The 21814-nt window shown below is 33.6% G+C and carries 24 protein-coding genes and 1 tRNA gene; 9 read left to right on the forward strand and 16 right to left on the reverse strand.

The genetic code is table 11. From position 1 onward, the window contains the following. Positions 1-18 precede the first annotated feature (18 nt). The 15 genes from fabD to X929_RS09685 form a co-directional block, all read right to left on the reverse strand. Positions 19-894, reverse strand: a complete 876-nt coding sequence (fabD, locus tag X929_RS04365) for an ACP S-malonyltransferase (protein ID WP_103066823.1) — start codon at positions 892-894, stop codon at positions 19-21. Between the two features lie 3 nt (positions 895-897). After that, positions 898-1851, reverse strand: coding sequence for a nitronate monooxygenase (locus X929_RS04370; RefSeq protein ID WP_103066824.1), 954 nt, complete (start codon positions 1849-1851; stop codon positions 898-900). Between the two features lie 16 nt (positions 1852-1867). Continuing rightward, positions 1868-2287, reverse strand: coding sequence for a 3-hydroxyacyl-ACP dehydratase FabZ (fabZ, locus tag X929_RS04375; protein WP_169924960.1), 420 nt, complete (start codon positions 2285-2287; stop codon positions 1868-1870). Positions 2288-2292: 5 nt separating this feature from the next. Further along, positions 2293-3141 (reverse strand): DegV family protein, encoded by an 849-nt coding sequence (locus X929_RS04380; RefSeq protein ID WP_103066825.1) that lies wholly within the window; start codon positions 3139-3141, stop codon positions 2293-2295. Between the two features lie 14 nt (positions 3142-3155). After that, on the reverse strand, positions 3156-4388 hold the full coding sequence (fabF, locus tag X929_RS04385; protein WP_103066826.1) for a beta-ketoacyl-ACP synthase II: 1233 nt from the start codon (positions 4386-4388) through the stop codon (positions 3156-3158). Positions 4389-4448: 60 nt separating this feature from the next. After that, positions 4449-5090, reverse strand: coding sequence for a TetR/AcrR family transcriptional regulator (locus tag X929_RS04390; RefSeq protein ID WP_103066827.1), 642 nt, complete (start codon positions 5088-5090; stop codon positions 4449-4451). Positions 5091-5325: 235 nt separating this feature from the next. Further along, the gene (locus tag X929_RS04395) at positions 5326-5610 is read right to left on the reverse strand and encodes a hypothetical protein (protein WP_245858652.1); all 285 of its coding nucleotides are present in this window, start codon (positions 5608-5610) and stop codon (positions 5326-5328) included. Beyond that, positions 5607-6584: a hypothetical protein gene (locus tag X929_RS04400; RefSeq protein ID WP_103066828.1), complete on the reverse strand. Its 978-nt coding sequence runs from the start codon at positions 6582-6584 to the stop codon at positions 5607-5609. Before X929_RS04400 ends, X929_RS04395 begins: the two co-directional genes overlap by 4 nt. 455 nt (positions 6585-7039) lie before the next feature. After that, entirely contained in the window at positions 7040-8704 is a 1665-nt protein-coding gene (locus X929_RS04405; protein ID WP_103066829.1) for an ABC transporter ATP-binding protein, read from the reverse strand. Next, positions 8691-10097 carry a radical SAM protein gene (locus X929_RS04410; protein WP_103066830.1) on the reverse strand — a complete coding sequence of 469 codons (1407 nt, stop codon included), beginning with the start codon at positions 10095-10097 and terminating at the stop codon, positions 8691-8693. The genes X929_RS04405 and X929_RS04410 overlap by 14 nt, the downstream gene beginning before the upstream one ends. A gap of 101 nt (positions 10098-10198) precedes the next feature. Continuing rightward, positions 10199-10339: a hypothetical protein gene (locus X929_RS09670; protein ID WP_155811061.1), complete on the reverse strand. Its 141-nt coding sequence runs from the start codon at positions 10337-10339 to the stop codon at positions 10199-10201. A gap of 58 nt (positions 10340-10397) precedes the next feature. Next, positions 10398-10538, reverse strand: coding sequence for a hypothetical protein (locus X929_RS09675; RefSeq protein WP_155811062.1), 141 nt, complete (start codon positions 10536-10538; stop codon positions 10398-10400). 100 nt (positions 10539-10638) lie between these two features. Then, on the reverse strand, positions 10639-11091 hold the full coding sequence (locus X929_RS04415; RefSeq protein WP_012208872.1) for a hypothetical protein: 453 nt from the start codon (positions 11089-11091) through the stop codon (positions 10639-10641). Positions 11092-11151: 60 nt separating this feature from the next. Next, positions 11152-11307, reverse strand: a complete 156-nt coding sequence (locus X929_RS09680; RefSeq protein ID WP_155811063.1) for a hypothetical protein — start codon at positions 11305-11307, stop codon at positions 11152-11154. Between the two features lie 104 nt (positions 11308-11411). Then, a complete protein-coding gene (locus X929_RS09685) occupies positions 11412-11555 on the reverse strand; it encodes a hypothetical protein (protein ID WP_155811064.1) in 144 nt (47 codons plus the stop codon). 366 nt (positions 11556-11921) lie between these two features. Here X929_RS09685 and X929_RS04420 point away from each other — a divergent pair, with 366 nt between their 5' ends. From X929_RS04420 to X929_RS04460, 9 genes are all read left to right on the forward strand, one after another. Further along, complete coding sequence (locus tag X929_RS04420; protein ID WP_103066831.1) at positions 11922-13643, forward strand: hypothetical protein; 1722 nt, start codon at positions 11922-11924, stop codon at positions 13641-13643. Positions 13644-13795: 152 nt separating this feature from the next. Continuing rightward, positions 13796-14950: a tetratricopeptide repeat protein gene (locus tag X929_RS04425; protein ID WP_103066832.1), complete on the forward strand. Its 1155-nt coding sequence runs from the start codon at positions 13796-13798 to the stop codon at positions 14948-14950. Positions 14951-14981: 31 nt separating this feature from the next. After that, positions 14982-15749 (forward strand): nucleoside triphosphate pyrophosphohydrolase, encoded by a 768-nt coding sequence (gene mazG, locus X929_RS04430; protein ID WP_103067032.1) that lies wholly within the window; start codon positions 14982-14984, stop codon positions 15747-15749. Between the two features lie 7 nt (positions 15750-15756). Continuing rightward, the gene (locus tag X929_RS04435) at positions 15757-16839 is read left to right on the forward strand and encodes a DUF933 domain-containing protein (protein WP_103066833.1); all 1083 of its coding nucleotides are present in this window, start codon (positions 15757-15759) and stop codon (positions 16837-16839) included. A gap of 16 nt (positions 16840-16855) precedes the next feature. Next, positions 16856-17842, forward strand: a complete 987-nt coding sequence (galE, locus tag X929_RS04440) for a UDP-glucose 4-epimerase GalE (RefSeq protein ID WP_211286737.1) — start codon at positions 16856-16858, stop codon at positions 17840-17842. 3 nt (positions 17843-17845) lie between these two features. After that, entirely contained in the window at positions 17846-18367 is a 522-nt protein-coding gene (locus X929_RS04445; protein WP_103066835.1) for an adenine phosphoribosyltransferase, read from the forward strand. A gap of 32 nt (positions 18368-18399) precedes the next feature. Beyond that, positions 18400-19773, forward strand: coding sequence for a glucose-6-phosphate isomerase (locus X929_RS04450; protein ID WP_103066836.1), 1374 nt, complete (start codon positions 18400-18402; stop codon positions 19771-19773). Positions 19774-19775: 2 nt separating this feature from the next. Continuing rightward, complete coding sequence (coaE, locus tag X929_RS04455; RefSeq protein ID WP_103066837.1) at positions 19776-20357, forward strand: dephospho-CoA kinase; 582 nt, start codon at positions 19776-19778, stop codon at positions 20355-20357. 13 nt (positions 20358-20370) lie between these two features. Beyond that, positions 20371-21660: an ABC transporter substrate-binding protein gene (locus X929_RS04460; protein ID WP_103066838.1), complete on the forward strand. Its 1290-nt coding sequence runs from the start codon at positions 20371-20373 to the stop codon at positions 21658-21660. A gap of 52 nt (positions 21661-21712) precedes the next feature. Here X929_RS04460 and X929_RS04465 read toward each other — a convergent pair. Further along, positions 21713-21787, reverse strand: a tRNA-Ala gene (locus tag X929_RS04465). Positions 21788-21814: the final 27 nt, after the last annotated feature.

Below are 21814 nucleotides of genomic sequence, written 5' to 3' on the forward strand. Positions count from 1 at the left end.
AGGGAAACACCCCCAATTTTATATATTAAGTAATTTAACATTTTTATTTATTTGTTTAATAAATTTTGTGAGCACATTTGTAGGTCCAATTTCAACAAATTCGTCCACACCATTATTCAAACATTCTTCAACACATTCAATCCATCTAACAGGTGAAGTTATTTGCTTAATTACATTTTCCTTAATGATATCAGGATCAGTTTCAAATTTTGCTGTCACATTCTGAACAATGGGAAACGTTGGTTTCCTGAATTCTATATGCTCAATTCGTTTTCTTAACCTTTCTTCTGCATCTTTTAAAAATCTCGAATGAAAAGGACCACTTACATTTAAAGGAACAACTTTTCTGGCTCCTTCTTCTTTGAGTTTTTCCATAGAAATCAAGAGTTCTTCCATTTCTCCACTTATTACAATCTGTGAGGGAGAGTTGTAATTAGCTATTTGAACGTTTGGATAATTGGCTAAAATTTTTTCAATCTCATTTAAATCCATACCTATTACCGCTGCCATGCCACCCTTTCCTGGTTCAAACGCTTCACTCATGTATAATCCCCTATAATAAACCGCTTCAATTGCATCTTCGAAATTGATCATGTTTGAGGCTAAAAGGGCTGTCCATTCTCCTAAAGAATGCCCCGCCACCACATCAGGTTTAAGACCTTCTTCTAAAGCATTCAAATACTTCATATAGCTAATTGTTAATATAGCAACTTGTGCGTTTTGGGTTAAGGTAAGCTCTTTTTCATCAGTGCCAAATATTATACTTTTTATATCCACTCCAATCTTATTTTTTACTTTATCAAAAAACAATTCATATTCGGGTTTTTTTTCTAATATATCCTTTCCCATTCCCAAGTATTGGGATCCTTGTCCTGTAAACACAAAACATCGCAAAACTTATCTCCTCCCTTTATCGATATTTTTTTCTAAGTCGTAATTTTTCAAAATATATGACATTATATCTTCAATAACCTCGTTAACACTTTTTATTTCCTCTATCAAGCCAGCGGATTGCCCTGCCATGAAAGACCCACTTTCTTCGTCACCATACAGGAAAGCCTTCATAAGGCTACCTACCAAAGCTTCTTCAGCTTCTTCAGGCGATGATGCTTCTAATTTGGCTATTTTTTTACCAAACTTTGTTTTTATTATGCGAGCCGGATGACCCATTTTCTGACCAGTAATTATAGTGTCTCTAATACCTGCACTTATTATTTTCTCTTTGTAATTTTCGTGAGCTTCACATTCATATGTGGCTATAAAACGCGTTCCCATCTGAATACCTTCTGCCCCCAAGGATAAGGCAGCAACGGCACCAGGGCCATTAGCAATTCCACCTGCTGCTATTACAGGAACCGACAACATACTGGAAAGCCGTGGAATCAATACCATGGTAGTTACATCTCCGATGTGTCCACCACATTCCATTCCTTCACCTATTATACCTTCTGCTCCGGCATTTTCCAACCTTTTCGCTAGATTTTCTGAAGAAACTACCCCTAAGGTTGTTATCCCATTTTCTCTAAGCATAGGAATGTACTTGCTAGAATTTCCCGCTCCCAAAATAGCAACTGGAACTTTTTCTTGAATTATCAGATCTATGACTTCATCTATATGAGGATTAAGCATAATAACGTTTACGGCAAAAGGTTTATCAGTCATTTCTCTTACTGAATCAATCTGTTTCTTTAAAAGTTTTGCATCCATACTTCCAGAACCTATAGTTCCTAATCCACCTGCATTAGAAACAGCGGCAGCTAATTTTGCAGTACCCACCCATGCCATTCCGCCTTCTAATATGGGATATTTAATTTTCAATAAGTCAGTAACTCTATTTTTTACAGGTTCCAACACTGCACCTCCATCTTCAACTCTTTTTGATACCTACCATTATCTCTGTCTGTGCACATACCTGGCCTTCCACAGTAGCTACTCCTTTTAACTTGAACATGTTTCCTTTTTTTTGTAAAATCTCTAAATCGTATATCAGTCTGTCTCCAGGTCTTACTTCTTTTTTAAATCGTGCCTTATCTATACCTGTAAACAAAGGAATTACATTCTCATTCGTATCTTTCAAAAGTAGTAGTCCAGCTGTTTGAGCCATACCCTCAACAATAAGTACCCCTGGCATAATTGGATAATTTGGGAAATGACCTTGAAAAAAAGGTTCATTAACACTTACGTTTTTAAACGCTTTGATCTTTTCCTCATTTAACTCTAATACCCCATCAACAAGCAAAAAAGGATAACGATGGGGTAATATTTTCATTATTTTTTCTATATTCATAATTTTCACTCCCATGAAGTTACTATTCCACCCGAATCAGGTCCTAAATGCATACCTATTATTATATCCATCGGTTCAAAGATTATCTTTTCCCTTGGTACTCCCAATTTAACTACTTCATCCAACAAATCGCCACCTAATTTCAAGCTCCCCGTATGTTCAACGGTTATATTCTTTAACTCTCCTTTTCCTTTTTCTTCCATTGCCAAAGTGCTAAGCTCTTTAATTATTTTATTATATCCTCTAATTCTTTTAATGGGCAATATTTCACCATTCTCCAGTTTTAACAATGGCTTAATATTTAGCATACTTCCCAAAAAGGCAGTTGCTCTCCCTATTCTTCCACCTTTTGCAAGATAATTTAAACTTCCCACGGTAAAGTAGACATTCACTTTTTCGTGAAAATGTTCCACGAAACCTTCCAACTCTTCTATGCTATACTCTCCTGAGTCTATAAGTTTTTTTAATTCTAATACTAAATGACCCAACCCCCATGTAGCTTCATAACTTTCCACTATATGGATCCTTTTTTCATCGAGATTTTGAGCAGCTATCCTAGCAGAGTTATAAGTTCCACTCAGTTTTTCTGAAAGATGAACAGATATTAATTCATCGTAATCTTTAAGCATTTTTCTATATACCTCTTCAAAATCTTGAGGTGTTGGCTGTGAAGTAGCAGGTATATAGTCAGATGTTTTTAAAAACTCATAGAAATCGTCTGTATCAATGTCCACAGCCCTTTCAAACTTACCTTTCCACTTTACATACAATGAAACGAAACCTATCCCCATTTCTTCTAATTGCTTTGGTTCGATGTCACATGTATTATCGGTTACTATTCCTATCTTAGGCATAATTGTTCCCCCTTTTATGATTTAACAAAAATTAAAGACCCATTGTGTCCTCCAAACCCAAAGGAGTTCTTTAAAATTACATTTGCTTCAGCGTCTTGAGTCTCTCTTGGGATATTGAGTGTTTTCATCTCTTCATCGGGCTCTTCTAAATTTGGCATTCCATGAACAAAATGATTATGACTTTCTATTACTGAAGCTATTAATTCAATTGCACCAGCAGCTCCCAAAGTATGTCCTATTAAAGTTTTAGTTGATTGTAAATATGGCTTATCTGCGAATTCACCAAATATTTTTTTAATAGCTTTTACTTCCGAATTATCTCCAACAGGAGTACTGGTGGCATGACAATTTATAAGATCTACATCTGAAGGATCCAATTCAGCCATCTTTAAGGCATTCTTTATTGCCCTTGCCGCACCCTCACCTTCAGGATCAGATTGACTAATATGGTAAGCATCTCCTGTCATTCCATATCCCGCTATATATCCATAAATTTTTGCCCCTCTTGCCTTTGCATGCTCTTCTGATTCTAAAACTAATATCCCAGATCCTTCACCCATAACAAATCCATTTCGATCTTTGTCAAAAGGTCTTGATGCTTTTTGCGGTTCCTCATTTCTTTGAGAAAGTGCCATCATATTAGCAAAAGCCGCTATTGGCATAGGATCAATAACCGCTTCGGAACCGCCGGTTATGGCCACATCAACTTCTCCACTCCTTATCAACATCACAGAACTTATTATTGAGTGGACAGCTGAAGCACACGCACTAACCGTTGTAAAATTTGGTCCCTTTAATTTATGCCTTATAGAAACAACTCCACTTGCCATATCTGCAATCATCATCGGTATTAAAAAAGGGCTAACATACTTTGGACCTTTTTTGTTCATGACTCCAAACTCGTGATACAACGTTTTAAACCCGCCAATTCCAGAACCTATTATTACTGCAGCATTTTCTCTCCAATCTTGATCTTGAGACAATCCGGCATCTTCAATAGCCTCATCTGAGGCAGCAATAGCTAATTGTAAAAACCTATCATAACGTTTGGCGGTTCTACTATCCATATATTCTTGAGGGTCAAAATCTTTTATTTCAGCAGCTATCTTAACTTTATGATCCGAGGTATCAAACTGAGTTATCTTATCTATGCCTATTCTCATTTCTTTTAAACCCTCTAAAAATTCTTCTGTGTTTTTTGCTATAGCGTTTACTGTTCCCATTCCAGTTATTACGACTTTGTGCATCCGCATACCTCCCGACTGTAATTTTATTGATTTCTTAAAGCACTCTTGATAGATGTGTTATTATGATAAAGAAGCTAACATCTTTTTTGTTACTTCTATGTAATACTCATATATTTGTAGAGGCTTTAAACCTGTCCATTTTTGATACAATGTCTCTCGAAGGCTTACTTGCTGAACCATTCCAGTTATCTCACTCCACAAAACCATTGCTATCTTTAAAGGTTCTAATCTTTCATCTATTGAACCATCTTTTATTCCTTCTTCAACCGAGCTAACTAATAATTTAAAAATCTCTTCACTCTTTTCATATGCCTTCTTCACATGGGGATCTTTATCATCGAAATGAACTTCCAAGGTTTCATAATTCAGTATCAACTTATAATAATCAACATATTCAAGGCTGAATGATACGTATGTTTCTCCCATTGATACAACCTTTTCAAAACCGTTTTTACAAGAGGAAAATTTTTCAATAATAGACCTGAGCAAAGTAGATAATGCTCTTTCAACAGAGGTAAAATATAGATCTTTTTTGCTTGAAAAGTATAAATACAACGTCCCCTTTGCAAGATTAGCTCTTTTTGCAATTTCGGTCATTGTAGCTTTCTCGTAACCTTTTCCCACAAAAATTTTTTCTGCTACATTCATTATTAAATTCATCTTTTCCTCTTTGTTTTTCTTCTGCAAACTCTTTCGCCTCATATTCAGACCCTCTAATAAAATAAAAATGACCAAAGGTCATCGCTTTTATTAGATTATACCACAACAAAAAATGCATTTCAAGTTTTCGCATTAGATCATATTACATGTCCGTGAAAAAGATTGGTTAGATCATAATTCGAGTCTTTAAGGGGGTAACCCCCCTCAAACTCTCCAACAAACAAGAAACTTTTAAAAAAAGAGATATCTGCTATAAGAAAGAGATACTAAGAAGAATTCAAAAAAGAAAAGAGGAGTGCAAATTGAGGTTTTCTATTATCGGTAAAGTTTGATATATCTGGTAGTTTTCTTTAGTAACTAATATTAAAAATCCTCTGTGCGCCAATAATTTTATCGGTTTCTCTGAAAATGGTTCCTCGTGAAATATTTTAGCTGAATATTTCCCATCATCTTCTTCAACAAGTACAGCCATTTTGAGCTTGTTGTCTGATGTAGAATGGTAAAGTATGAAGATATTCCCTAATGAATCGATAGCAAAACTGATAATCTCATCATCTTTCAATTCTTCGACAAATTTAGAGAATCCTCAAAGAAATATCTCTTAAGATCCCTGTGATTGTAAATATAGAGGATATTTTTCCCATCGGCATTTACATTTTTATCAAAGGCAAACTTAGGATAGTAGAGCAAATTTGGGCTATTTATATACAATCTTATATTCAAATCTTCATCTAATATAAACATTTCCGCTTCCCCTTTTGACAATATTAAATGGTTTCCAAAAGCCGCAAACGATTCATTGATAACAGCATTTTCCCCTAATTCTTTATTTTCTTCTTCTATGTATTTCCCATCTTTATTTGATAATTTATATACCCCTTGTACAAAAGGTTCAGAAGTGACGTAAGCTTCCGGACCAACTTGTTCAGTTTTACCATACATGTAACGTAGGTATATTGTATCTTCTATTACTTCTAAATTAATATAATTCATACCAAGTGATTCTTGACCTAACTCAGGGAAAACTCTTTCTATTGTATCCCCCTTCACTTTAAAAAGACCTTTGATTCGATCTAAAATGAATATTTTTGAATCAATTATTTTAACATCACTTATACTGAGATCATTGTTCAATGTAATCGTGCTCAAAATCTCTCCTTCTGAATTGAAGATTTTTACTACGTTGTAGAAAGCTACATATAATGAATCATCGTAAATATCCATTCCACCTGCGGTCAAAAGGTGTTTTTCTATTTCTTTACCATTGTGAATAATTTTCACAGGAGTTTTCCCGTAACTTTCCAATTCTAAATCAAATATCTTGTTGATGTTTCCTTTTGAATCTATGAAATACACTAAGCCGTTCTCTGACAAAAGATAGACATTACCATTTTGACTAGCTATATCCAATATTTCGTTTTCATTGTCAAGTAGATTAACAACAAAGCTTTCATCGAATTCTAAACTCACTGAAAAAGTGAAGGTGACAGAAATCAAAATAAACATCATCAAAAATTGCCTTCTCAACATTTTCATCTTTATTCGCTCCTTTCTTTATATTCCATACAAAAATGAATTTCTCATGGAGAAGAGAAAAATTTCCTCTTCCCCTATAATAATAAATTACTTATCTTGCTTTTAACCAACGTATACCATAGTAGCTAAACCAATCAGCATAAGTGCGGACCAACCTCCTAATAAACAAAAACTACAAATAAAACATCCAGCACAATCGACTCCCTCAATGATGTATTCGGGGTTCAAATCATTCATATTTTCATTCACCTCCTCGTACAAGGTTTTTTAATTGGCTTCAAATATACATTGATAAAGTATTACAGGGATCAGACAAAAAATTTATGTTAAAATCAAGCTCGATAATTTTTGTTATTTTTAAATTATTTTATATTCTCTTTTCCTTCTTTTATTCCTATTATGATATAGTTTTTTGGAAGATTTTACTCTATTTTTTTTAAAATTAGAAATAAAAATCAATTTTTTAATTGTTCTTCTTTCGTTAGATCTATAATTTTGTTGCAAATATCATCAAAGTTATTTGAATGATCTATTATCACACATATTTTATCGTTCAATTCTTCTTTGATGAATTTCTTTATCAACTCTCTTGTTTCACTATCTAGATGTGCGGTAGCTTCATCAAAAACATAAACGTCCGAATTAGCTTTTGCGATAGCTCGAGCTATTGCTATCTTTTGGATCTGTCCACCTGATAATTTTATCCCATTTTCCCCCACAGGTGTTTTGTCTTTCAAGGGTAGAGAATTCACAAATTCCTTTAAGCCCGATTTAAGTAAAACCTTTTGATATTGTTCCTCATCTAGTTCATCAACGATTTTTATATTTTCTGCTATCGAAGAGTTTAAGAGAAAAATTCTCTGCGATACGATTGAAAAAAGTTTTCTTAACGATTTTTTTGAGATCTTTTTCAAGTCTGTTCCATTGACCAATATCTTCCCATCATAGTTGTTATAAAACCCTAAAAGCAATCTTATTATCGTCGATTTACCGCTTCCATTTGGACCCTTTAAAAGTATTTTAGTACCTTTTTTGGCATTTAAATCAAAGTTTTCTATCACATAATCATTACCATCAGGATATTTAAAGCTTACATTTTTCATCTCTATCTCATTTATTTGGTTTAATTCTAATTCATCACCAGTTTCTTCCTCTTTTTGGTATTTGAAGAAAAAATTTCTAATTCTTTCCAAAGCAACGAAGGCTGGTTGGATAGTCAACATCGTTGTGTTCCAATTTAAAACAGGGGCATATAATTTAGAAAAATAACCTGCGAATGCCATATAGGTACCGATAGAGATATTTTCATTTAGAACTGCACTTCCTCCAACGTATAGCAAAAATACACTTGCAAGAGAAGAAAAAAGTGTCAATAACTCCGTTCCCCCTGATATCGAGATTCCCCTTTTTATCATCGTCTTTGCAAATTGTTCACTCGCTTGGTTTATCTCCTTTATCTGTTTTTCTTCTATGCCAAGTCTCTTTATTTCTTCTCCACCTAAAATCGCTTGTTGCAATTTCCCGCTGTACATTGCACCTTTTTCAAGAGAGGCATGAGTGAATTTTTTAAGAGATCTTCCAAAGATTTTTGTTACTATACCGAATACAGGAACCATTAAAAGTAATAGAATAGTGAGCTTAAAGTTCATTGAAAACATAATAAAAAGAGCACCTACAAATTCAAAGATGCTTATGATCGCTCTTAGGGTATTCATGGAGAAAAAGGAACTCAAGGAGTCAACTTCTTTCATTCGGGCAAGGATATACCCGCTTTCGTTGGTCGTAAAAAATTCTAATGGAAGATTCAAAATATTTTTGTTGAGATCTTTCTTCATATCAAGAAGTGTATGTTGATTTAAAAAGGTGAACAACACGGAAGAACTGTAGTTAAGTATACTTTGTAAAAGATAGGTACCAACAAGGATCAACACATATTTAATAAGAACATTCATGTTCCTTGCCATAATCCCTTTATCAAAAGCGAGTTTTGTGAGATAAGGGGGTAAAAGAGCAACCAAAGTGAGTACAATTAGCATAATCATGCCCAAGATAAAAAACCATATTCTCCTCTTTGTATATTTAAAAACAAAACTTAAAGTACCGAATTTACTTAAGAACATTTTTATCTCCTCTATTTGGTACTTTTACCTTTAAAAATTCTACATACGAATCATTCATCCACTTGCATTTATCAATATCCATCAATCCATCTTCAACCGCTTTTCTAGCTCTTAAAATACAAGGCCAACAGAAATGAAGTAACTCACAATCACCGCAAATTTCCCTATTGGGAGGAACAATTTTAGAATAGAAAAAAGTTTCTTCTTTGTGATTCTCGAAAAATTTCGTTGGGTTATCAGGATCGATTATTCCGATAACGTCTCTTTTTGGTTCTGACATAACACATGGTCTCACAGCAAAATCAGGACCAACGGTGAAGTTTTTCCAACCGGCTCCACAATTTTTTGAATGCTTCAATAGATCCCCAGATTCTTCTTGTACTATGGGTATAATTCCTTCGTATTTTTTTATTACCTTGTTCCCTTCTTCAAAAAGTTTTAGTGCATATTCCTCTTTCCATTCAATATTTTTCCCTTTTCCGAAAGGAAGTGATGCAGAAAAAGTGAAAAATCTTGCGCCTAAATTCACAGACAATTCTGCAGTTTTATCCAACTGATCGATATTTTCAGGTGTTACCACCATCGCTACTCTAACAAAGAAATTGTGGTTTACCAATTTTTTGATGTTTTTAACAGTAGATTCCCAAGCCCCTTTTTTGCCCCTAAATTTATCATGATATTCTGGATCGTAACTATCTAAGCTAACCCCCCATATTATTTTATCTGCATATGGTTCCAACTCTTCCGTTGAATTTTCTGGTAATTTAACTCCATTTGTTAGTACTCCAACCGTTATACCTCTTTCCAAGATATACTTTAAAATCTCTGTAAAATGCGGATGTAAAGTAGGCTCTCCACCAGTTATTTCAACCATAGATAGAGTTTCTTTATTCAATTTTTCAACCATTACTTTTAATTTTTCTGAATCGATAAAAGTACTTTTTCTTATATCTTCTCTTCTATAACAGTATTTACAATTTAAGTTGCATCCATCGGTTAGTTCTATTGACATATGTAAAGGTAGGAAAAAGTCTTTTGTTCCTCTTACATCTAAACCATCAACAGAAGGTTTATCGACCAAACTCACATGATTTCTTTCAATGGCTCTAAATAAAAATTGCCTAATTTTATCGTCATTTGAAAACATTTCAAATATTTCCTTGAGCGTTTTACTGCCGTTGCAAAGTTTAAACAATTCCACAGCATCGTGATTTATAAAAGAAGAGGCTTGTTTCAGAAACAAACCTTTTTCAATATTTTCTTTTCCATCTATTTGAATTATTCTATCTCTATTCTTCATATTATCTGATTTCACCTGTAAAACACCATATGTTGGGAATTCTAAAAGTTTGTAATGATTATTTAAAATTGCGTATTTATTGATATCATACACCTTTATTCACCCCTTTCTTTATATTTCATACAAAAATGAATCTCTTACAAGGAAGAGGGAAAATTCCTCTTCCCTGTAATAATAAATTACTTATCTTCCTTTTAACCAACGTATACCATAGTAGCTAAACCAATGAGCATAAGTGCAGACCAATCTGCATCTGTCCCTAAACAACCACCACAAATAAAACATCCAGCACATTCAACCCCCTCAATGGTGTATTCAGGATTTAGATTATTCATATTTTCATTCACCTCCTTTTCTGATAATCGTAATGAATTTGCTTTTACGTGAAATCATTCATTCAACGTCTGCAATTCCGATTATGCCAAAAGCTCCAAAACCCGAAAGACTTGGAAAAAAACATGCAATGCACCCAAGACAAGAATAACAAACTTCCGACTCTGGAGAAGTATAATCTGGATTTAATGTGGTTTCCATTTTTTCACCTCCTTCTCTTTCGCTTTCTCCCTTTTCTTAATAGAAAAAACCTAAAAACCTTATAAACAATTATCCGAACAGTAGAAATTAACAATCTGAATTAAAATTTAGAACCAAATCCAAATCCCCCTCTATAATCGACATTCCATTCAGGATAAAAAATGAAACCCGGCGCTACTTCTATAAAGAAAAATATCGTTTCTTCAGGTGAGTCCTGGTTGTAAGTTAAAGGGAGATACATGCCCCAATTAATTGAATTTTCTTCGGCTTCAAATTTAAGGGAAGCTCCATAACTAAAAAAACGACCCTTATTGCTATCAGAAGCATAAACTGGAGTAGTGAATTCTAAATCTCCGTCAATTCGTAAATAATCAGAATTTGTCCAAGTAAGAGTAAATCCTATAAAACTGGATTCTCCAATATAGCTTCTCATATAAACTCCCGCTGGTTTTTCAGTTACTTTTCCAATTTTTATTCCCAATCCAAAATCATTAGAAAATACAATCAACGATAAAACGCTAAAAAAGATGATCAAAATAACCTCTTTTTTCATTTTTATTTCCCCCTCGTATAATATGTATGGATATGAAACTTAAAAAATGGTACTAAAAATCTATTTTTTGCTCTTTTTCATTATTTCTTTTGCAAAGAGATGCCCTAATGCTAAAATAGTACCAGGATGATTAGCGAGGGAAGATTCCTCGCCTCCTCCTATTTTATTTTTTTCTACTTTCCCTGCAGGGTTGCTTCTTGCCGGCAAATAATTCATAACCTCACATTCTTTTCCTTTGAAAAATTATCTAGTTACTTTCTTAAGTCTTCTAAGCTTTTTCAAGCGTTGTTTTTTGTAAAGTAAAAGTCCCAACCAAGCATTTACTCTACTTCTTCCACAACACTTACAATCTCTGTTGGTTTTAAACCAGATGTGCCATTTTCTCCCCCATCATCCCCTCCAAAAACAAATATACTCCCTAACACCAGAACAGTGATCAACAAAGCAACAATAAATTTCTTCATCCTCTTTCACCCCCTTGAATTATTCTTTTAATTTAAAACTAATATCTCAAATAATCCAACCTCTTATTTTAATCATACGCTTTTCCATATGATTTTCAAGTGTTTTTTTAATTGGCTTCAAATATGTATTGATAAAGTATTACAGAGATTGGTAAAAAAAACTTATGTTAAAATTAATTACGATGGTTTTTATCTGATATAATACCTTTGTCTTTCTTTTGGTTATTATAAGCGAATTATGATATAATAAACTTTAGAATAATATATAGAAGCTTCAAGAGTTGTTAACATACCAAAGAAAAGGTTTTTGAAGTAAATTTTATTTTATATTTTTGTTGCTATCAGGTAAAGGAAAAGGGTGGAGAAATGAACATTAAAGTATTGATTGAAATTGTGAATAAAGGACAGTTCATAAGGCCAATTTTGAATTATGTTGCTCATTACTTAGAAAGTGATAGACCAGATAAAAATAAAAACATCGTTAATTACATAAACGTTTTGAAATTAAAATGGGATGTTAAATACGATGAAGCCCTTGAGATAATAGATGAAGAGTTACAGAGGTTGAAGAAAGGTGGCTTGTACTACCTTTTCTTGGATCAAAAAGTTCATATATTGAATAGAATTAAACAGAAAGAGGGAGTTAAAAAAGTATTCGATGAGCTAAAGGATAATTTTGATAATATACCTGTTTATGTCAGAGGACTTGTTGTAGAAACTTTAAGAAACATACATGAATTGTATTATGAACCAGATGAAAGTATGGAAAAGATAAGATATTGGAGTGAGAATTACGAACAGAACCCTGTTGATAAAGGCTTCATATTGCTATCAAAAGCAAGAGAAAAAAAGAACGAAGAAAGATACGAAGAAGCGGTTTCTTTAAACATCGAAGCATTTAAGATTTTAAAAACCGTTCCACATCCTTCTGGTATGGTGCAAGCTTTAAATAATATATCTTGGTGGTTGAAAAATACAAACAAAGAAAAGGCTTTAGTTTTTATTTTTCCATTGGGTTTCTATCTTGGTTACTATTTCGATGATGATAATTTAAAAGTTTTCAATTCCCTTGATACTATGTTTCAAGTACAGAAGAATAATAACGATCCTTTGGTTTATGAAACCGCCTTTATTTTTTCGAGGTGTTTGTCTCAACTAAATAAAGTGGAAAGTGAACCGATAAAAAATACTTTTAAAGATATCATTAACCAATTAAAGTGCTTTGTATTCAATTTGGATAACAACCAACACAGAAGTACACCAAAACTGAGAGATTTCATAAGGAAAGAGATAGGGAAAGAAAAGATACCCATAGATTCAATAAACATTTCTGAAAGTGCGTTGAAAGAGTTTTTATTTGAAGAGACACAGTACATTCAACCAAGTACCTTGAGAAACATATTAGAAGCTTTTGAGTTTGAAATAGATACATCCACACCTATATGCATAATCAAAGAATTGAAAAAGAAGGATATAGATAAAAAGTTTAGGTTAAACCTTGAAAAGTTTAAAAACCTCCCAAAAGAAAGGCAAATATCAGAACTCTTTACATCTTACCTCGTTCATTACTACAAAGAAAAGATCGATCTAAACAAGATAATTAAAGAGATACAAGATGGGAGTCTAATTGAAGAAAGATGTGATTACTACACGAAAGAGTTAATAAACTATATCTTTGAAAGAAATCCAAAGATAGATTTTGATTCTTTACTAACAAACGTTCAAAAACCAAAAATCTACACAAACAAAAATATAACCTTCAATGAACATCCTTTTTATTTGGGAAGGAAAGAAGTTGTAAAGAAGTTTGTGAAAGACTTAAATAAAAAGAATTTAAAAGAGTTCATTGAAAATTACGTTAGTCTTGATGCAAGCCAAAAAAAGACAATAGAAAAGTTCATAATGAATTACGGTAGGTACTATGATTTAAAGGATATACCAAAAGAATTCACACCGAAAGTACCAAAAGAGATTGATCCATTCGTGAAAAAATACACGTTGAAAAGAAAGCCTTCTGCTGTTTCTTTTTATGTTTTTGAAGGGGAAGAGAGAGCGGACTTCCTCCGCTTACCTATTGCGCATGTATGATCTATCCAATCTTTTTTACGGCCATATAATATGATCTAATGCGTTAACTTTCTTAAAAAGCAGCTTTATGATATAATTATTACTACAAAAATGCATTGATGAAAATTTTTCAAAAAGCTTTTAAAACCATTTGATATTGTAGGAGGAACGTTTTGAGACAAAAATTATCTGTGTTGCTTTTTTTTATTATTTTTACGTTATCGACCTTTGCCACAGTTTTTGATGATTTTGTTTACTACGTAGATCTTCAAACAATGTATGAATCAGATGATCCATATTTAAAGATCCTTGGAGGATTGTTGAAAAGATGGGAAACGGGATTATCTTTTTATGTAGATAATTTACAACTTTCAAATCTAGAATTGTTTCCCGATGATGAGACAACCCTAAAGATATTAAAAGACTTAGACCCTTATTTTTACCTTGAACCTACGCAATTGTTTGAAAAAGCCCTAAGAGAATACCCTGATTCAATAATAATAAATTCTATGTATCTTTTTTTCAACTTCCAATATTGGCAAAATTCTTTGGACCCATCTGTAGCGAAAGAAATTTTTGAATATTCTGAAAAAATCGAAAGGCTTGTGGGAGAGAAAACTCCCTTTACTGTTTATTACCAAGCACAAATCTTATCAAAATCTAAAATATATAATGATCCTCAAAAGGCTTATAATGACTTAAAAGAAATCTATCTCACTTACAGTTACGATAAAAAAATAATTGAATCTTTGGTAGAAGTCAGTTTTCAAATAAATAACTACGAAATTATAAAAGACCTTTATAATACTTATATGGGTTTAAAAGGGACTGATTCTCAAACTTTATTGTACTTTTCAAAAATCTTCCATAACATGGGAGAAACAGAAAAATCAAAGGAAATAGCCCTTTCTTTAATTCCTGTTTCAAAAGATTCATCGATTCTTTCTGAAACATACGAATTTTTAGGCGACATAGAAACCAATTACGAAAAAAGGATAGAATATTATCAAAAAGCTTTATCTCTCGACAAGGAAAACGGAAGAATAATGTCTAAATTGGGGTTAACTTACTACAATTGGGATAAAAAAGAGTATGCTCAGTTGGCAAGATACTTTCTCAACGGTGCTGAAAGTCGCAATTATATAACCGAAGAAACTGAAAAAGCTCTAAGAGAATTGAGATCGAGAGTTGTATTTGAAATTTTCCTTAAATATTTATTACCCTTGCTGTTAGGAGTAGCTTTTGCATTATGGTTGCTATATTATTTGGATAAAAAAAGGAAGATCAAGGAGCACAATCGGATATTTAAAGAGCAGAATAATAAATAGGGAAGCTAATAAGTACAATACAGGAGGAATTATTTTGGAATTAGGCGAAAAATTTGAAGAGCTTATGAAAGTGATGAAAAGATTGAGGGGACCAAAAGGCTGTGACTGGGACAAAGCCCAAACACATGATAGTTTGAAACCATATATAATTGAAGAAGCTTATGAATTGGTTGATTCTATTGACGAACAAGATATAACAAAAATAAAAGAAGAGTTAGGAGATATATTACTCCAAGTTGTTTTTCATTCCACTATTGCTGAAGAAAACAATGAGTTTTTTACCATTGAAGTAATAGATGAACTGATCAATAAGCTAGTGAGAAGACATCCCCATGTTTTTGGAGATGAAAAAGGATATTCTTATGCCAGGTGGGAGGAAATAAAGGCAAAAGAGAACGGAGAGAAGAACTTTAGTAGAATCGGTAAACTTAACAAAGCCTTACCAGCACTATCACTGGCAAGAAGAATTCAAGAAAACGCTGCTGCGGTAGGGTTTGACTGGGTAGAAGTTAAAGATGTGCTCGATAAAGTAAAAGAAGAAGTGGAAGAACTTAATGAAGCAAAAACCCAAGCAGAAGTAGAAGAAGAGTTTGGGGATTTGTTGTTTGCGCTGGTTAACTTGGCTCGTTTTTTAAAGATAGATCCGGAAGTATCTTTAAGAAAGGCAAGTGAGAAGTTTATAGAACGGTTCACTCAGATGGAAAAAGCGATTGAAAAAGATGGAAAGGAATTTGAAGCTTTAAATTTAGAAGAATTAGATAAATATTGGGAATTAATTAAAAAAGAGGAAAAGAGGTGAAAATTAGGTGGAAATAGGCATATTCGGCCTTCCGTTAACGGGTAAAACTACTATTTTTTCCCTTTTAACTGATTATAAAATAGAGGATAGTTATAAAAGAGAGGCTATAAAAAGAACGGCAATTATAAAAGATGAAAGAGTTAATTCTCTTGCACGTTTATTCAATCCTAAAAAGATTATCTTTGCTAGCTTAGATTTTATCGATATTCCAAGCTATGACCACAAAGGGGACCCCAAAGAAAAAACGAGAATTTTTCAGATGATACAAAATGTTGATGCCTTGCTTTTGGTTATAAGATCGTTTAAAAACCCCTCGGTACCTTGGCCTGAAAATGCTGATAATCCAATAAAACAACTAGAAATTTTGAAAACAGAACTAATTCTCAGAGATTTAGAAATTGTAGAAAATCGATTAGAGAGGCTTGAAACGCAAAAGAAAAAGACAAAGTTCTCAGTGACAGAAGAAAATGAAGAAAAAATTTTGTTTAAAATAAAAGAAGTTTTAGAGGACGAGGTTTTCGTTTCCAAAATGGACTTGACCGAGGAAGAAAAAAAATTAGTTGGTTCTTTAGCTTTATTCACTTTAAAACCCATTATCGTATGTGTCAATGTCGACGATGACCAATTTACAAAAGATAGCTACGAATATAAGGAACCGGTAGTCGAAGAATGTAAAAAACAGAATTTTGCGTATATTGAAATAGATGGAAAAATAGAAGTAGAAATAAACGAGCTAGAGAATGAAGAAGAAAAAAGATTATTCCTGGAAGATTTATCAATTAAAGAACCTGGTGTTGAAAGATTAGCAAAAATTGTGTATAATCATGTTGGACTAATTTCCTTTTTCACCGTAGGAAAAGACGAGGTAAGAGCATGGACAGTAAAAAAAGGCAGTACAATGAAGGAAGCTGCCGGGAAAATACATTCTGATTTTGAAAAGAATTTCATTCGCGCAGAGGTTATGAAATACGAGGATTTAATTAAATACGGAAGCGAAGAAGAAGTAAAAGAACAAGGACTTTGGAGATTAGCTGGAAAAGATGAAATATTGGAAGATGGAGAAATATTAAACATTAGAGCTAATGCTTGATTTGAGGGGTGACCTAATGATACTTGTCACAGGAGGAGCTGGGTACATAGGTTCTCATTTGGTCAAAAGGTTGCAAGATCAAAATAAAGAAGTAGTAGTTTTTGATAACTTTGAAAAAGGTCATAAGTGGGCTGTCAAAAATGTACAAGTCGTTGAAGGAGATCTTAGAAACGAAAAAGATATTGATTATGTATTTGAAAATTACAAAATAGATGAAGTATATCATTTCGCAGCTTTTTCATTGGTTGGTGAATCAATGAAAGAACCTTATAAATATTTTAAAAACAATATATGTGGGACATTGAACCTTCTGAACAGTATGCAAAAACACAAAAGTAGGTACATAGTTTTTTCTTCTACCGCTGCTGTTTATGGAGAACCAAAAGTAGTCCCCATCACTGAAGATCAACCTAAGAATCCTACAAACATCTATGGTCAATCAAAATTAATGGTTGAAGAAATACTAAATTGGTATTCTAAACTTGATATTATAAAGTATGTAGCTTTAAGATATTTCAATGCCGCAGGGGCATATCATGATGGCAGTATTGGTGAAGCTCACGAACCGGAAACCCACTTGATCCCATTAGTTCTGGAAACAGCTTTAGGAAAAAGAGACAAGCTGTACGTTTATGGTGACGATTATCCAACCAAGGACGGAACACCCATTAGAGACTATATCCATGTTATGGATTTGATAGAGGCCCACATTTTAGCTATGAAATGGATGAAGGAAAACGAAAAATCTGACGTTTTTAATTTAGGTAACGGGCAAGGATTTTCCGTTTTAGAGGTTATTAAAGCATCCGAAAAAGTAACTTCAAAAAAAATAAATTACCAAGTAGTAGAAAGAAGACCTGGCGATCCTGCTGCTTTAATAGCTTCCTCAAAAAAAGCAGAGGAGATCCTAAACTGGCACCCTCAACACAAGGAATTAGAAAAGATAATATCCGACGCTTGGAATTGGCATAGAAATAAAGATAAAAAAGGATTAGGAGGATAACACATGGAGACAGTAGAAATAAAAAAATGGATAAGAGACATACCAGATTTTCCAGAAAAAGGCGTTATATTTAGAGACATTACCCCACTTTTGAAAAATCCTGAAGTTTTTAAATATTCACTGAACAAAATCGTCGAATTGATAAAAGATTGGGATTTTGATTGCATTGTATCCCCTGAGTCAAGGGGATTTATATTCGCCACACCTTTAGCTTATATCATGGATAAAGAATTCGTTCCCATCAGAAAACCAGGAAAACTACCTTATAAAACTTATTCGATCTCTTACGAATTGGAATATGGTCAAACATCCCTGGAAATGCATGCTGACGCGATTGAAAAAGGTGAAAAAGTGATAGTTGTTGATGATGTGTTAGCCACCGGAGGTACCACAAAAGCTATAAAAGAATTAATAGAAAGAGCTGGAGGGGAAACCGTTGGAGTTGTTTGTCTTGCCGAACTAACCTATCTAAACCCAAGAGAAAATCTAAAAGATTTGGAAATTGCTAGTCTGATACGATATTGAAAGTATAATTTATGTAAAAAGGGGGAAAAAAGATGAATGGAATAAAATTTGATTTCTCAAATGTTATTCATCCCAATATAGAAAATGGATTAACGGAAGAAGAAATAAACCAACACGCCAATAGAATTCAAGATATTGTGGAAATGATAAAACAAAAAAATCCTGGCTTTTTGAGTCTACCTTTCACAAGGGTTTACATAGATAGAGTTTTGGATTTAAAAACGTGGATACAAAGTTTTGAAAGTGTTGTAGTTTTAGGAATAGGCGGTTCAGCATTAGGAAATCAAGCACTGCAAACAGCGCTCAATCCATTGAATTATAACGTTTTATCTAAAGAAATAAGAAAAACTCCTAAAATCTATATTCTCGATAATGTTGACCCTGATTTTATAGCATCGGTATTGGATCAAATCGATCCAAGGACTACTTTGTTCAATGTTATATCAAAATCCGGTACAACAGCCGAAGCCATGGCAAATTATTTGGTTGCAAGAGGAATAGTAGAAGGATTTGGATTAGACCCAAAAAAACATTTTCTATTCACCACCGACCCAGAAAAAGGCATATTGAAAAAAATAGCTGAAGAAGAAGGAATAAAAACCTTAGATATACCCCCTTCAATTGGTGGCAGGTTCAGTGTTTTGACCCCTGTTGGTCTTTTATCAGCTTTGGCAAGCGGAATAGATATAATTGATCTATACAACGGTGCCAAAGAAATGCACAAAAGGGTTACCAATCCAAATATTTGGGAAAATCCTGCGGCTTTTAACGCCTTAGTTCATTATCTATATTACCAGAAAGGTTACAATATTTCCGTGATGATGTCATACTCAAACAAATTGTTTCTACTAGCTGATTGGTACAGACAATTATGGGCAGAAAGCCTTGGGAAAAAATACAATTTAAAAGGTGAAATCGTGAACCTTGGGCAAACTCCAATAAAAGCATTAGGAACCACTGACCAACATTCTCAAGTTCAACTATACAATGAAGGACCTTACGATAAGGTAATTACTTTCATACAGCTAGAAAATTTCGAAAGAAACATAAAAATCCCTAATATACACTGCGATCTTCCCGAGCTAGCTTATCTAGGAGGTAAAAACCTTTCAGCCCTTTTAAATACAGAATTAGCTGGTACTGAATACGCTTTAACAGAAAACAATAGACCAAATCTAAAAGTTATTTTCCCTCAGATCAATCCCTTCAATGTGGGGCAATTCATATTCGCATATGAATTTCAAACAGCAGTGATGGGAAGTCTATTAGAGATAAATCCCTATGACCAACCCGGTGTTGAATTAGGTAAAAAGGTTACTTATGCTATGATGGGAAGGAAAGGATACGAAGATTTCAAAATTGAGGTAGAAAACAAACTTAAAAACAAAAAACAGGTAACGATGTAAAAATGGTAATAGGAATTACAGGCCCTGCTGGATCTGGAAAAAGCACTGTATCAAAGATAATAAAAAAAATATGCGAAGATAAGGCATCCATAATCGATGTGGATAGGTTAGGACATGAGGTCTTAACCTATTTTTTTATCAAAGAGAAATTGAAAGAAATTTTTGGAGAAGAAATATTCGATGATGATAACAACATTTCTAGATCCAAACTTGGAGAAATAGTTTTTTCAAATAAGGAAAAGTTAGAATTGTTGAATCAGATTGTCCATCCAGAAATTCTTAAAAAAACTGAACAAATACTGAAAAAAATTTCAAATAAAAATGATATAATAATGGTAGATGCGGCTTTGCTTTTCAAAATAGGATTGGACAAATTATGCGATAAAATTATCTACGTAGATGCCCCAGAAGAATTACGTATTAAAAGGCTGTCAGAAAATCGCGGTATCCCCTTGGAGAAAGCAAAAAACATCGTTAAATCTCAAGAATACATAAACTCTGAGCGTTGTGATTTTAAAATATTGAATATTGGTAATTTTGATAAATTGTACAAAGAAACAGAAAAAATTATTCAAAACTTATGAGGAGGTGTTTGGAATGAAGAAAGTTGTTTCTATTCTTCTTACGGTTTTACTTGTTTCTTTTGCTTTTTCTCAAGTCGAAATTGAGTTTTGGCACGCGATGGGTGGGCAACTGGGAGAGACGTTGAACTCCTTAGTCGATACCTTTAATAGAGAAAACCCGAATGTTCACGTGTCAGCCATCTATGTGGGAAACTACAGTGCTTTAAACCAAAAGTTACTTTCTACAATCACTGCCTACTCTCAAGGAAGTACTACAGACCTTCCAACTTTATCTCAAGCCTATGCGAACTGGACTGCAATGTACCTATTTTCTGGTGTAGTGGAGTCACTTAATAAATATATTGAAAATGATTCTGAGTTTAAAGGTGCTTGGAATAATCAAATATTCCCAGTTCTAAAAGATTTAGTTACTTGGGGAGACACAGTATACGGAATTCCATTCAACAAATCTGTTTATGTTTATTATTATAACCCGGATCTCTTTGACCTATTTGGAGTTAATCCTCCCAAAACCATGGATGAATTGTTTGAAGTAAGTGAACTTTTAACAATGGATCTGGACATGGATGGAGAAATCGATCAATACGGATTAGGTGCGAGAAACTTTATCGACGATTTTCAAATATTTTTATATGCACATAACGTAACATTTTTAGAATACGTTGGCGATGGTAAATACAAAATTGTTTTACCTGAAGAAGAAACAAAAGAAGTTTTAAGATACATAAAGAACCTGAAAGATTCTGGATACGCTTTGTTCCAAAACGCATATTTGGATCCCCAGTTTGGCTCTGGAGAAATAGCTGCATACATGGGAACGGTTGCAGGTTTAACTTATGCTGAACAATCCTCCAGAGGAAAGCATGGGGTTGCTTGGGCTCCATTACCTTCTGTAGATGGTGTCTCGCACTCACCTATAGCTGGAACAGATTTGATAATGTTTAATTGGGTAAGCCAAGAGCAAAAGGATGCAGCATGGAGATTCTTGAAATTTTTGATGGATCCCGTTAACGTTGCATATTGGTCAATAAATACCGGATATGTTCCAATAAGAAGAGATGTTGAAGAAGTTCCACAGTGGAAAACTTATACGGCTACAGATGATAAACCAACTATTGCACTTAAAGAATTAGAAACCGCTATCCCAGATCCAAAACCAGCAGCATGGAACAATATAAGAAATGATATCAGCACAGTATTTGCCAACTTCCTAAACGACATGACGACTGTTGACGAGACTTACGAAGCCATCGTGAATACTTTAGAAACAGGATTAAAGGAGACAGGTGAATACGCTGAATAATCAGTAATAATTATAAAAACCCCAGGTAGGATCAAAACCTGGGGTTTTATTTTGGTGGAGTTGATGGGATTCGAACCCACGACCTTTGCCTTGCGAAGGCAACGCGCTCCCGCTGCGCTACAACCCCCTCTTCTTACATTATATCAAAATTCAT

This window comes from Petrotoga olearia DSM 13574 (genome assembly GCF_002895525.1).
Classification (GTDB): domain Bacteria; phylum Thermotogota; class Thermotogae; order Petrotogales; family Petrotogaceae; genus Petrotoga; species Petrotoga olearia.